This window comes from Streptomyces atriruber (genome assembly GCF_001418325.1).
Lineage (GTDB): Bacteria > Actinomycetota > Actinomycetes > Streptomycetales > Streptomycetaceae > Streptomyces > Streptomyces atriruber.
Genome location: NZ_LIPN01000024.1, coordinates 1 through 12172 on the forward strand (window position 1 = coordinate 1; position 12172 = coordinate 12172).

Genomic DNA, 12172 nt, shown 5'->3' on the forward strand with positions numbered 1-12172 from the left:
GACGGCGGCGAGCAGGGCGGTGCCGACGGTGGCGGCGGCGAGGCCCGGGTAGCCGAGCAGGTCGAGGACGGCGTGCAGCAGGTCGGTGTCGGCGTGGGCGGCGTAGCCGCAGAGGGCGAGGAGGGCGTGGGCCGCGCAGAGGCTCAGCACGTACCGGCCGCCGAGGGCGTGGCACCGCGCGAGCCGGTCGGCGCCGACGCCGTGTTCGACGGCGGGGACGCGGGCCATCAGGAACAGCATGACGAGGATCCCGTACCCGGCGAGCAGCCCCGTCAGGTGCGCCCCGGTGGCGAACAGCACGTCGAGCCGGGCGGACGGCTCCGCCTGCACGGCCCACAGCGCGGTGACGGCCAGGGCGCCGTCGACGATGCCGATGCGCAGGGTTCGGAAGGTGATGCGGAGGGGCGGGGCGGGGGTGGCACGGGACATTCCGCGGACCCGGACCCGACCACGGACACGGCCCCGACCCCGGCCCCGGCGCCGCCCGCCGCCGGTCGTGCGCGGCGGCTCCTGGGGCATCGGCGGAATGCCCTGGTCCGGCGGGGCGTCCATCTGGCGCAGGTACGCGGCCAGCGCTGGGTACGCGTCGAGTCGGGGGTCGGCTGCCTCGGTGGTCACGGCGGCACACTAGGCGCCGTGAGGGCCTGGAAGTTCCTGGTCAGCGGCGTACGCCCGTTCTTTAAGGCGGCCTTGAGGATCGGCTCAACGGGGGTTAAGCAACGGGCCATCACAGCCGTTCCCCGCATCCGCTGAGGGCAGCGTTCCTCCGGGGAAACAGGGCCGATCCTGCCGGGTAACACCGGCATCGCACGCTTCGGGACATGACCTCCTCACCGCAGCCGCGAGCGGCGCAGCCGACCGCCGCAGGACCCGGCACCGGCGCCGCGCCGGCCGACGGCGTGGTGGTGATCGGCACGGGCCTGGCCGGCACTCGCGTGGCACAGCGCCTCGGCGCCGGGACCGTACTGATCGGCGAGGAGGAGCACACCCCGTACAACCGCGTGCTGCTCGCCGAGGTCCTCGCGGGCCGGTACGGGCCGGACGTGATCGCCCTGCCCAGTCCGCCGGGCCCCGTGCTCCGCACCCGCGCGGTCCGTGTGGACCGCGCCGAGCGCCGCGTGCACTGCGCGGACGGCAGCGTCGTCCCGTACGGCACCCTCGTCCTCGCGACGGGCTCGAACCCCGTCCTGCCGCCGCTGCGCGGCCTGTTCGCGCCGGGTGCCCGTGAACTCCCCGGCGGCGTGCACGCGTTCCGGACCATGGACGACTGCCTCGCCCTGTCCGCGGCGCTCACCCCGGGCGTCCGTGCCGTCGTCATCGGCGGCGGCCTCCTCGGGGTGTCGGCGGCCCGCGCCCTCGCCGTGCGGGGCGCCCAGGTCGTCCTGGTCCAGCAGGCAGAGCGGCTCATGGAGCGGCAGCTGGACCCGGCCGCCTCGGAGCTGGTGCGGCGTCACCTCACGGACCTCGGCGTCGAGGTGCACACCGAGTGCCGGGTGCGCGGGGTCGGTGTCGCCGACGGGGCGGTGCGCCGCGTCGAACTCGCCGACGGCTATCTGCTGGACACCGATGTGACCGTCCTCGCCTGCGGCGTGCGGCCCCGCACCGGTCTGGCGCAGGCCGCCGGGCTCGACGTGCGCCGAGGCGTCGTCGTGGACGACCTGCTGCGGACGTCCGACCCGCACGTCCGGGCCGTCGGGGACTGCGCGGAGCACGCGGGCCGCGTCTACGGCCTGGCGACGCCCGCCGTCGAACAGGCCGACACGCTCGCCGCGGCCCTCGGTCACGGACCGGCCGACGGGGCCGCCCCGCGCCCCTACACCGGCACCCGCACGCTGACCCGCCTCACCCTGCCGGGCCCGGGACCGCTGGACCTCGCGGCCTTCGGGGACCCGGAGCCGCGCCCCGACGACGACGTCGTCCAGCTGGCCGACGCCACCCGCGGCACGTACCGCAAGGTCGTCGTCCGCGGCGGCCGCCTCGTCGGCGGTGTGCTGCTCGGCGAGCTCGCCGCGGTCGGCACGCTGGCCCGCGCCTGGGAGGCCGACGACCCGCTGCCCGACGACGACAGCCCCCTGCTCCACCTGCTCTCTCATCCCCAAGCTCTCGACTTCGCTCGACCGGGGGAGACCCCAACCGGAGGCCGCTGACATGCCAACGCCCGCACAGAACCCGCTCCCCCGCCCCACCCTCGTGCTCATCGGCCACGGCATGGTCGGCCAGCGGTTCCTGGAGGCCGCCGCCGCGCAGGGGCTCACGGCGAGCCACCGCGTCGTGGTGCTGTGCGAGGAGCCGCGCCCGGCCTACGACCGCGTGCAGCTCACCTCGTACTTCGCGGGCCGCACGCCCGACGAACTCTCCCTGACCGACCGGGCGTTCCTCGACGAGCACGGCATCGAGCTGTACGTCGGCGACGCGGCGGAGAGCTTCGACCGGGAGGCCAGGACGGTCACCGCGCGCTCGGGCGCCGTCTTCCCGTACGACAAGCTCGTGCTCGCCACCGGCTCCTACCCCTTCGTGCCGCCGGTGCCCGGCAAGGACGCGACGGGCTGCTTCGTCTACCGCACCATCGAGGACCTGCTGGCCATCGAGGAGTACGCGAAGCGGCGCGCGACGACCGGCGCGGTCGTCGGCGGCGGGCTGCTCGGCCTGGAGGCCGCGGGCGCCCTGAAGGGGCTCGGACTCGCCACGCACGTCGTGGAGTTCGCGCCGCGGCTGATGCCGGTGCAGGTCGACGAGGGCGGCGGCGCGGCGCTCCTGCGGACCATCACGGGCATGGGCCTGACCGTGCACACCGGCACCGGCACGCAGGAGATCGTGACCGGCGAGGACGGGGCCGTGTCGGGCATGAAGCTGTCCGACGGGAGCGAGGTCGCCACGGATCTGGTGGTGTTCTCCGCGGGGGTGCGGCCGCGTGACCAGCTGGCCCGCGACCACGGCCTGACGGTCGGCGAGCGCGGCGGCATCACGGTGGACGAGCAGTGCCGCACCAGCGATCCGGACGTGTACGCGATCGGCGAGTGCGCACTGGCGGCGGACGGCCGTGTCTACGGACTGGTCGCGCCGGGCTACGAGATGGCCCAGACGGCGGCCGCCGACATCGCCGCCCAGGAGGCGAGCTTCACCGGCGCCGACCTCTCCACCAAGCTGAAGCTCCTCGGCGTCGACGTCGCGTCGTTCGGCGACGCGCACGGCGCGGCGGAGGGCTGCCTCGACGTCGTCTACACGGACTCGCGCTCGGGAACGTACAAGAAGCTGGTGATGTCGCCCGACGGCGAGCTGCTCGGCGGCATCCTCGTCGGTGACGCGGAGCAGTACGGGGTGCTGCGGCCGCTCACCGGAACCGTGCCGCCGGTCCCCGCCGAACAGTTGGTGCTGCCCGCGGGCGCGGGCGCCCCCGTCGCGCTCGGCCCCGAGGCGCTGCCCGGCTCCGCGGTGATCTGCAACTGCCACAACGTCACCAAGGACGCGATCTGCGCCTGCTCCAGCCTGCCCGAGGTGAAGAAGTGCACCAAGGCGGGCACCGGGTGCGGGAGCTGCCTGAAGGTGATCGGGCAGCTGCTCCCCAAGAGCGGCGACGACGGGCTGTGCGGCTGCTTCGGACAGACCCGCCAGGAGCTGTACGAGATCGTGCGCGCCCTGCGGATCACCTCCTTCCGTGAGCTGCTCGACGGTCACGGGCGCGAGGGGGCGCGCGGCGGCGAGGGCTGTGACGAGTGCAAGCCCGCGGTCGGCTCGATCATCGCGTCGCTCGCGCCGTCCATCGGCGCGAAGGGGTACGTCCTGGACGGCGAACAGGCCGCGCTCCAGGACACCAACGACCACTTCCTCGCCAACCTCCAGAAGAACGGCTCCTATTCGGTGGTGCCCCGCATCCCCGGCGGCGAGATCACCCCCGAGAAGCTGATCGTCATCGGTGAGGTGGCGCGGGACTTCGGGCTCTACACGAAGATCACCGGCGGGCAGCGCATCGACCTGTTCGGGGCGCGCGTCGAGCAACTCCCGATGATCTGGACGAGGCTGGTGGACGCGGGCTTCGAGTCCGGACACGCGTACGGCAAGGCGCTGCGCACGGTGAAGTCCTGCGTCGGGCAGACCTGGTGCAGGTACGGCGTGCAGGACTCGGTGCGCATGGCCATCGACCTGGAGCTGCGCTACCGGGGGCTGCGTGCCCCGCACAAGCTGAAGTCGGCGGTGTCCGGGTGCGCCCGCGAGTGCGCGGAGGCCCAGTCGAAGGACTTCGGCGTCATCGCCACGGCGAGCGGCTGGAATCTGTACGTCGGCGGGAACGGCGGCGCGACCCCGCGCCACGCGGACCTGCTCGCGCAGGATCTGGGCGACGCCGAACTGGTGCGCCTCATCGACCGGTTCCTGATGTTCTACATCCGCACCGCGGACCGCCTGGAGCGCACCGCGGCCTGGCTGGACCGGATCGACGGCGGCCTCGACCACGTGCGGGACGTCGTCGTCCACGACTCGCTGGGCATCTGCGACGAGCTGGAGTCGCTGATGGCCGCGCACGTCACCCACTACCGCGACGAGTGGGCCGAGACCCTGGACGACCCGGAGCGGCTCGCGCGCTTCGTGTCCTTCGTGAACGCGCCGGGCGTGCCCGACCCCACGGTCGGCTTCGTCCCCGAGCGCGACCAGATCAAGCCCGACCTTCCCCTGCTGTCCATCGGACCCCGCCCCCTGGAAGGAGCCACGCGATGAGCGGCTCGACCTCTGTCAGCATCCAACTCCGCCTCGAAGAGGACTGGCTGGAGATCTGTGACCGTACGCAGCTCGTGCCGGGCCGGGGACTCGCGGCCCTGCTGCCCGACGGCCGGCAGGCCGCGCTCTTCCTCGACCGCGAGGGCCGCGCGTACGCCATCGACAACCGTGATCCGTTCACGGGCGCGGCGGTCCTCTCCCGGGGCCTGCTCGGGACGGAGCAGGGGCGGCCGTTCGTCGCCTCACCGCTCCTGAAGCAGCGGTTCGACCTGGAGACGGGGCGGTGCCTGGACGACGACGAGGTGTCGGTGGCGGTGCATCCGGTACGAGTTGCTTGACCGGTCGTTCCAGAATCGCCTACTGTTGCCTCGTGGCCAGGACCAAGGAATTCGATCCGGACGCCGCGCTGCAGTCGGCCGTGGAGCTGTTCTGGCGGCGTGGCTACGAGGCGACGTCGATGGCGGACCTCGTCGAGGCACTCGGCATCGGGCGCGCCAGCATCTACGCGACCTTCGGGAACAAGCACGAGCTGTATCTGAAGGCGCTGGAGCGGTACGCGACGAACCAGAACCCGCGCCTGCTCGACGAGCTGTCCCAGCCGGGCCCCGCGCTGCCCGCCGTCCGCGCGGTGCTGCGCCGCTTCGGAAGCGAGGCGTCCACCAGCGAAGGGCGCCTGAACGGCTGTTTCATCACCAACACGGCGGCCGAGCTCGGCCCGCACGACGAGGCCGCCACCCGCTGCGTCGAGCGCAGCTGGGAGCACCTGGAGACGCTGCTGCACTCCGCGCTCATCCGGGCGCGGGCGCAGGGCGAACTGCCCGAGGACCGCGACCCGCTGACGCTCGCCCGCATGCTGCTCGTCGTCATGCAGGGCCTGCGGGTGGTCGGCAAGGCCTCCAAGGACCCGGCACGGGTGCGGGACGCGGTGGAGCAGGCGCTGACCCTGCTCGACTGACCGGCCGCCCGCCGTTTTTCACCCCAGCCACGTACAGCCATCTTTTATTTGCCCTCATACTGAACCGATCGGTCAAGAAAAGAGTCCGTCATGACTGCTCACGCCCCCCGCTCCCGCTTCGCCGGCCGCACCGCGCTCGTCACCGGCGGCGGCTCCGGCCTCGGCCGGGCCATCGCGCTCGCCTTCGCCGCCGAGGGCGCGAACGTCGTCGTGGCCGGGCGCACCGAGGCCCCCCTGAAGGAGACCGTGGAGCTCATGGAGGGCGCCGGGGGCAAGGCCCTCGCCGTCACCGCCGACGTCTCCCGCTCCGCCGACCTCGCCGCGCTCGTCGCCGCCGCCGTCGACCGCTTCGGCTCCCTCGACGTGGCCGTGAACAACGCGGGCATCCTGCGCGCCGGACAGCCGGTCGCCGAGCTGCCCGAGGAGGACTGGCGCACGATGCTCGACATCAACGTCACCGGCGTACTGCTCGCCCTGCAGGCCGAGGTGAGGCAGATGCGCACCCAGCCCGGCGGCGGCACGGTCGTCAACATCGGCTCGACCCTGGGCGCGCACACCAGTGTGGCGGGCACGGCCGCCTACGGGGCGACCAAGGCCGCCGTCTCCGCGCTGAGCCGCGCGGCCGCCGCCGAGCACATCCGGGACGGCGTCCGCATCAACACCGTCAGCCCCGGCTCCTCCGACACCACCATGTCGTTCCGCCCCGGCGAGACGGAGGCCGACCGCGCGGAGCGCATGAAGGAGGCGACGCCGCTGGGCCGGGTGTCGACGACGGCGGAGGTCGCCGCGGCCGTGCTGTACCTGGCCTCCGACGAGTCCGGCTCGGTGGTCGGCGCGGACCTGGTGATCGACGGGGGTGCCGCGGCCTGAGCGAAGGCCCCCTGCCGCAGGCCCCCTCTCCGACTTACTCTTGAGTAAGAAGCTACTTGCGAGCACGTCCGAGTTTCCGGGCTGAAGTCCGTGGAGAGGGAGCCTGCCCATGGCGGCGTGGACCGCGAACGACATCCCCGACCAGAGCGGCCGCACCGCCGTGGTCACCGGCGCGAACAGCGGCCTGGGCTACGTCACCGCGCGCGAGCTGGCCCGCCGCGGCGCCCATGTGGTCCTCGCCTGCCGCAGCGCGGAGCGCGGCGTCGCGGCGGTGGACCGGCTGCTTCGCGAAGTGCCGGGCGCGGACGCCGAGTTCAGGTCGCTCGACCTCGGGGATCTCGCCTCCGTACGACGGTTCGCGGCCGCGTACGACAGCGCGCGCCTCGACCTGCTGATCAACAACGCGGGGGTGATGGCACTCCCCTACCGCCGCACCGCCGACGGCTTCGAGACGCAGTTCGGCGTCAACCACCTCGGGCACTTCGCCCTCACCGGGCTGCTGCTCCCCCGTCTCCTGGAGACCCCCGACGCGCGCGTCGTCACCGTCTCGTCCGGCCTGCACGCGCTCGCCGACCTCGACATCGGCGACCTCAACAGCGAGCGCAAATACCGCCGTTGGATCGCCTACGCCCGCTCCAAGACGGCCAACCTCGTCTTCGTCCACGAGCTGGCCCGCCGCCTGGCCCTGTCCGGCGCCGACACCGTCGCGGCCGCCGCACACCCGGGCTATGCCTCGACCAACCTGACGAGCGCGGCCCCCCGGATGGAGGGCCGCAAGGGCGCCGAACGTTTCATGGAGCTCGGCAACCGGTTCGTCGCCCAGTCCGCCGCGGCCGGCGCGCTGCCCACGCTGTACGCGGCCACGGCGCCGGGCGTGCGGCCCGACTCTTTCACCGGGCCAGGACCGCTCGGGTTCCGCGGGGCGCCCACGCGGTCCTGGCGGGCGAAGTGGACGCGGAACGACGTGGCCGGGGAGCGGCTCTGGGCGGCGTCCGAGGGGCTGACGGGTGTGCGGTACGAGGGCCTCAAGGGCTGAGTCGGCACAGGGACCGGGGCCGCTATGCCGCCCTGCGCAGCTCCACCGCCGCCAGCGGGACGAAACCGGGGCCCTCGCCGGTGGTCGGCGCGTCCTTGCCGCCGAGGCGCCGCAGCATGGCGACCGCGATCCGCTCGCCCTGCGCCTTCGCTCGCTCCGCGTTCGGTCCCTGGTGCAGGCCGTCGACGGTGGCGTGCCACAGCTGCACCCAGCGGCCGAAGTGCTCGGCGGTGAGGGGGCGGGCGGAGTGCAGCACGGCATGCGGCGCGAACGCGTTGCGGCGGTAGTCGGCGGAGCGGAGGAGCGCGCGCTCCCAGAAGTCGGTGATGCGCGGCAGGTGCGCGTCGAGGTCGGTGCCTGCGATCTCCGTGAAGAAGGGGCCGATCAGCGGATCGGCGAAGGCCGCCGTGTAGAAGCGGCGGAGCAGCACATCGAGGTCGGCGCGGGAAGCGATGTCCACACGTACGACTGTGACACGGGTTGCGGGTGGGATGTCGACGGAATGCCGGAGGCGTGGGGCGTGCGTCGCATGCGGGGCGTGCGGGTGGTGCGGGGCGTCCATGTCTCCACGGTCCGCCCCTCGCCCGGCCGCTCCCAGGGCCGAAGGTCCCCCTCAGTACAGGTCCGACGCCTCGAAGACGCCCCTGGCCACCGTGTTGTCGGCGCGCTCGACGAGCCGTCGCAGTTCGGTGTGGCCCGTCCTGAGCAGCCCGGCGTCCAGCGCGAAGCGGGCCCCGGTGTCGAGGCGGTGCAGGAGCAGCGGGTTGTCGAGGAGGATCTGCGGGTCGAGCTCGACGCGGTTGCCCAGCGAGTCGCTCAGGACGAGGCGCGCGGCGACGCCCTCGCTGTACCGCACGGCGGTGAGCAGGCAGGTACAGACGTGCCTGCGGCGGACGAGGCCCCGTACCGCCAGCCAGCCGGGACCCGCGGTCACCCGTACGGGGTGCAGCACCAGGTAGAGCAGCCCGGAGAGCGGCGCCCACAGGCAGAGGCGGACGAGGCTCAGCGTGGCGTTGGCCCAGTCGATGAGGAGAACGAGCCCGAAGAGGGAGAGCGCGCAGAAGACGGCGGCCCGCACGTCGGGCACCCAGCTGCGGTCCGAGATGGTCGCGTCCGGGGTCTCCTGCCCGTAGGGCCCTCCCGCCACGGCTCCTGTGTCGCCCTGTCTCGTCCTGTTGTGTCCCATGTGCGGCACCGTAGAACGTCCGCCGGGCCACGTCGTCCTCCTTGACGTGGTGCATACACGCGATGGGCCCGCCTTTACGGAGTGCTGACGGATTCACGGAGCGCTGACGGGCCGACACTCGGCCGCAACACCCCTGTCGTAATCCCTCTGCATGGTTGATCGTTGGGCCCGGCACACACCTACGTCACACAGGGGGACGACCAGCATGGCCATCAGCCGCAGGACACTGCTCGGGACGGGTGCGACGGGCGCCGCGCTCGGGCTGCTCACCGCGTGCGGGTCCAACACAGGGCGCGACGGCGGCGGCTCGGGCGGCAAGGGCCCGCGGCTCGCGCAGTGGTACCACCAGTACGGCGAGGCGGGCACCGAGCAGGCGGTGAAGCGGTACGCCGCCGCGTACAAGAAGGCGAACGTCAGCGTGCAGTGGCGCCCGGGCAACTACGACGAGCAGACCGCGGCGGCGCTCCTCACCGACTCGGGGCCCGACGTCTTCGAGGTCAACGGCCCGTCCCTGGACCAGATCCTGCGCGGCCAGGTCGTCGACCTCACCGAGCTGTTCGACGGTGTGAAGGACGACTTCAACCCGGCGGTGCTGGCTCCCAAGACGCACGACGGAAAGATCTGGGCGGTCCCGCAGGTCGTCGACATGCATCTGCTCTACTACCGCAAGAGCCTGCTGGACGACGCGGGCGTGCGGCCGCCGAAGAGCCTGGACGAGCTGGTCGACGCGGCGAAGGCGCTCACCACGAAGGACGTGAAGGGCCTCTTCCTCGGCAACGACGGCGGCGCGGGCGCGCTCGGCATCACGCCGCTGTACGCGGCGGGCCTGAGCGCCGTCACCGAGGACGGCGAGGTCGGCTTCGACGATCCGGCGGCCGCCCGCACCCTCGGCAAGCTGCGCCAGCTGTACGCCGACAAGTCACTGCTGCTGGGCGCGCCCGCCGACTGGTCGGACCCGTCGGCGTTCGTGCAGGAGCTGACCGCCATGCAGTGGTGCGGTCTGTGGGCGCTGCCCGCGGTGCAGAAGGAGCTGGGCGACGACTTCGGTGTGCTGGCGCTGCCCGCCGACGGCGCGAACGGCAAACCGTCGCTGCCCGTGGGGGCGTACGGCGCGGCGGTGAGCGCCCGCAGCGACCACAAGGAGGAGGCGAAGGACTTCCTCAAGTGGCTGTGGATCGACGGGACCGAGTACCAGCAGGACTTCGCGCTCTCCTACGGCTTCCACATCCCGGCCCGGCTCTCCCTCGCGAAGAAGGCCGACAAGCTGAAGGAGGGCGCGGCGGCGGACGCGGTGCGCTACTCCACCGAGTACGGCTACTCCGAGCCGCTGCTGTGGACACCGGCGAGCCGCACCGCGTACCAGGACGCGCTGAGCCGGATCATCAAGTCCGGCGCGAACCCCGCGAGCGAGCTCAGGTCCGTCGTGCGCAAGGTGCGGGCGGAGCTGGACCGGGTCAAGAAGAAGTCGTGAGCCGGCTCCTGGGAACCCAGAACCGCACCCTCTGGTTCTGGGTCTTCGTCGGCCCGTTCGCGATCGGCCTGATCCTCTTCACTTACGTGCCGCTCGCCTGGAGCGTGTACCTCAGCTTCTTCGACGCCCACAACACCGTCTCGCCCGACGACTTCGTCGGCTTCGACAACTACGCGTCGATGCTGCGGAACGACGCGTTCACCGACAGCCTCGTGACCTTCGCGGTCTTCTCGGCGTTCATCGTGCCCACCACGTTCGTACTGTCGCTCGCGCTCGCCCTGATGGTGAACCGCCTGCGCCGCGCCCAGGCGTTCTTCCGCTCCGTCTTCTTCCTCCCGGCGGCGTGCAGTTACGTCGTGGCGGCGATGATCTGGAAGCTGTCGATCTTCAACGGGGTGCGGTTCGGGCTCGCCAACACCGTCCTCGGCTGGTTCGGCGCCGACCAGACCGCGTGGCTCTCGACCACGGATCCGCCCTGGTACTGGCTGGTCATCGTCACCGTGCGGCTCTGGCTCCAGGCGGGCTTCTACATGATCCTGTTCCTGGCGGGCCTCCAGCGGATCTCCCCCACCCTCTACGAGGCGGCGGCGGTCGACGGCGCCCGGCCCGGCTGGCAGGTCCTGCGCCACATCACGCTCCCCCAGCTGCGCGCGACCTCCGTCGCCGTCACCCTGCTGCTCGTCATCAACGCCTTCCAGGCCTTCGACGAGTTCTACAACCTGCTCTCGACCTCCAGCGGCTATCCGCCGCACGCCCGTCCGCCGCTCGTCTACCTCTACTACACGGCGCTCGGCCGGGAGCAGAACCTCGGCCTCGGCAGCGCGGGCGCCGTGCTGCTCGCGCTGATCATCGCGGTGGTGACGATCGGCCAGGCGCGCTGGTTCGGCCTCGGCAGGAAGGAGGACTGACCCCCATGACCGCTCCCCCCGACAGGTCCACGGACGACTCCCTGGTCAGAGCGGGCCGCGCACTGCGCGTGGCCCTCCTCATCGCCCTGGCGCTCCTCTTCCTGATCCCCTTCTACCTCCTCGTCCGCAACGGCCTCGCGTCCGAGGACGACATCACCTCCCCCGACTGGACGTTCTTCCCCTCCACCCTGCACTGGTCGAACCTCTCCGAGCTGTTCGACGACCCGACGGTGCCCATGGCACGCGCCCTGCTCAACTCCTCGCTGATCGCGGTCGCGACGACGCTCGGCACCCTCCTCCTCGCCTCCCTCGCCGGATACGGCCTGGCCCGCATCCCCTACCGCTACGCCGACCACGTCTTCTACGCCATCCTCGGCACGATGATGGTCCCGGCGGCCGTCACCTTCGTACCGAGCTTCGTCCTGGTCTCGTCGCTCGGCTGGGTCTCGACCCTGCGCGGCCTGATCGTCCCGACCCTGTTCTCCGCCTTCGCCTGCTTCATCTTCCGCCAGTACTTCCTGGGCTTTCCCCGGGAGCTGGAGGACGCGGCACGGGTGGACGGCCTCGGCTACTGGCGCACGTACTGGCGGGTCGTCGTCCCCAACTCCCGCCCCGTCTTCGCGGCCGTCGGCACGATCGTGTTCATCGGCGCGTGGAACTCCTTCCTGTGGCCCCTGGTCATCGGCCAGGACCGCGAGGCCTGGACGGTCCAGGTGGCCCTGGCCACGTTCACCACGTCCCAGGTCATCCGCCTGCACGTCCTGTTCATCGCGGCAGCGGTCTCGATCGTCCCGCTGCTCGTGGTGTTCCTGTTCTTCCAGCGGTGGATCGTGGCGGGGGTGGAGAGGTCGGGGATCGACGACTGAGGTGGCGGGGCGCGGAGCGGGGCGGTCCGGCCCAGGGTGCGCCCTCCCCCCGGTCCTGCCCCTGATCCTCCGCTTCCTCCGCCGCCAGGTCCTCCATGATCTCCGGCAGGGTGCGGAGCCGGGACACCGTCTGGTTCAGCAGGCGCACCGTGGCATCGGCCCGCTGCCGG

General features: G+C 72.3%; 11 protein-coding genes and 1 pseudogene. 9 read left to right on the forward strand and 3 right to left on the reverse strand.

Annotated features, from left to right (window positions below):
• Window positions 1–618, reverse strand: a pseudogene (locus AOK03_RS02245) (hypothetical protein); the annotation flags it as partial.
• A gap of 281 nt (window positions 619–899) precedes the next feature.
• On the opposite strand from AOK03_RS02245, the gene AOK03_RS02250 reads away from it, so the two are divergent.
• The 6 genes from AOK03_RS02250 (at window position 900) to AOK03_RS02275 (ending at window position 7571) form a co-directional block, all read left to right on the forward strand.
• On the forward strand, window positions 900–2147 hold the full coding sequence (locus AOK03_RS02250; RefSeq protein WP_055563410.1) for an NAD(P)/FAD-dependent oxidoreductase: 1248 nt from the start codon (window positions 900–902) through the stop codon (window positions 2145–2147).
• Between the two features lies 1 nt (window position 2148).
• Window positions 2149–4710 (forward strand): nitrite reductase large subunit NirB, encoded by a 2562-nt coding sequence (gene nirB / locus AOK03_RS02255; protein WP_055563404.1) that lies wholly within the window; start codon window positions 2149–2151, stop codon window positions 4708–4710.
• A complete protein-coding gene (gene nirD, locus AOK03_RS02260) occupies window positions 4707–5048 on the forward strand; it encodes a nitrite reductase small subunit NirD (protein ID WP_055563405.1) in 342 nt (113 codons plus the stop codon). The genes nirB and nirD overlap by 4 nt, the downstream gene beginning before the upstream one ends.
• A gap of 32 nt (window positions 5049–5080) precedes the next feature.
• Window positions 5081–5665: a TetR/AcrR family transcriptional regulator gene (locus AOK03_RS02265; RefSeq protein WP_055563406.1), complete on the forward strand. Its 585-nt coding sequence runs from the start codon at window positions 5081–5083 to the stop codon at window positions 5663–5665.
• A 90-nt stretch (window positions 5666–5755) separates the two neighbouring features.
• A complete protein-coding gene (locus tag AOK03_RS02270; RefSeq protein ID WP_055563407.1) occupies window positions 5756–6535 on the forward strand; it encodes an SDR family NAD(P)-dependent oxidoreductase in 780 nt (259 codons plus the stop codon).
• Between the two features lie 109 nt (window positions 6536–6644).
• Window positions 6645–7571, forward strand: coding sequence for an oxidoreductase (locus AOK03_RS02275; RefSeq protein ID WP_055563408.1), 927 nt, complete (start codon window positions 6645–6647; stop codon window positions 7569–7571).
• A 22-nt stretch (window positions 7572–7593) separates the two neighbouring features.
• Here AOK03_RS02275 and AOK03_RS02280 read toward each other — a convergent pair whose 3' ends face one another.
• Both AOK03_RS02280 and AOK03_RS02285 read right to left on the reverse strand, forming a co-directional pair.
• A complete protein-coding gene (locus AOK03_RS02280) occupies window positions 7594–8031 on the reverse strand; it encodes a group III truncated hemoglobin (protein WP_244177460.1) in 438 nt (145 codons plus the stop codon).
• 153 nt (window positions 8032–8184) lie between these two features.
• The gene (locus tag AOK03_RS02285; protein ID WP_055563412.1) at window positions 8185–8757 is read right to left on the reverse strand and encodes a hypothetical protein; all 573 of its coding nucleotides are present in this window, start codon (window positions 8755–8757) and stop codon (window positions 8185–8187) included.
• Window positions 8758–8962: 205 nt separating this feature from the next.
• On the opposite strand from AOK03_RS02285, the gene AOK03_RS02290 reads away from it, so the two are divergent.
• From AOK03_RS02290 to AOK03_RS02300, 3 genes are read left to right on the forward strand one after another with little or no spacing between them, the layout of a single operon-like run.
• Window positions 8963–10228 (forward strand): ABC transporter substrate-binding protein, encoded by a 1266-nt coding sequence (locus AOK03_RS02290; RefSeq protein ID WP_208609485.1) that lies wholly within the window; start codon window positions 8963–8965, stop codon window positions 10226–10228.
• Window positions 10225–11136 carry a carbohydrate ABC transporter permease gene (locus tag AOK03_RS02295; protein ID WP_079074415.1) on the forward strand — a complete coding sequence of 304 codons (912 nt, stop codon included), beginning with the start codon at window positions 10225–10227 and terminating at the stop codon, window positions 11134–11136. Before AOK03_RS02290 ends, AOK03_RS02295 begins: the two co-directional genes overlap by 4 nt.
• 5 nt (window positions 11137–11141) lie before the next feature.
• Window positions 11142–12002, forward strand: coding sequence for a carbohydrate ABC transporter permease (locus AOK03_RS02300; protein WP_055563409.1), 861 nt, complete (start codon window positions 11142–11144; stop codon window positions 12000–12002).
• Window positions 12003–12172 lie beyond the last annotated feature (170 nt).

Excerpts from the sequence above, each read along its gene's own strand:
- nirB (WP_055563404.1), top strand. The coding sequence starts at position 2,149 with ATGCCAACGCCCGCACAGAACCCGCTCCCCCGCCCCACCCTCGTGCTC.
- nirD (WP_055563405.1), top strand. The coding sequence starts at position 4,707 with ATGAGCGGCTCGACCTCTGTCAGCATCCAACTCCGCCTCGAAGAGGAC.
- AOK03_RS02300 (WP_055563409.1), top strand. The coding sequence starts at position 11,142 with ATGACCGCTCCCCCCGACAGGTCCACGGACGACTCCCTGGTCAGAGCG.
- AOK03_RS02285 (WP_055563412.1), bottom strand. The coding sequence starts at position 8,757 with ATGGGACACAACAGGACGAGACAGGGCGACACAGGAGCCGTGGCGGGA.
- AOK03_RS02275 (WP_055563408.1), top strand. The coding sequence starts at position 6,645 with ATGGCGGCGTGGACCGCGAACGACATCCCCGACCAGAGCGGCCGCACC.
- AOK03_RS02270 (WP_055563407.1), top strand. The coding sequence starts at position 5,756 with ATGACTGCTCACGCCCCCCGCTCCCGCTTCGCCGGCCGCACCGCGCTC.
- AOK03_RS02290 (WP_208609485.1), top strand. The coding sequence starts at position 8,963 with ATGGCCATCAGCCGCAGGACACTGCTCGGGACGGGTGCGACGGGCGCC.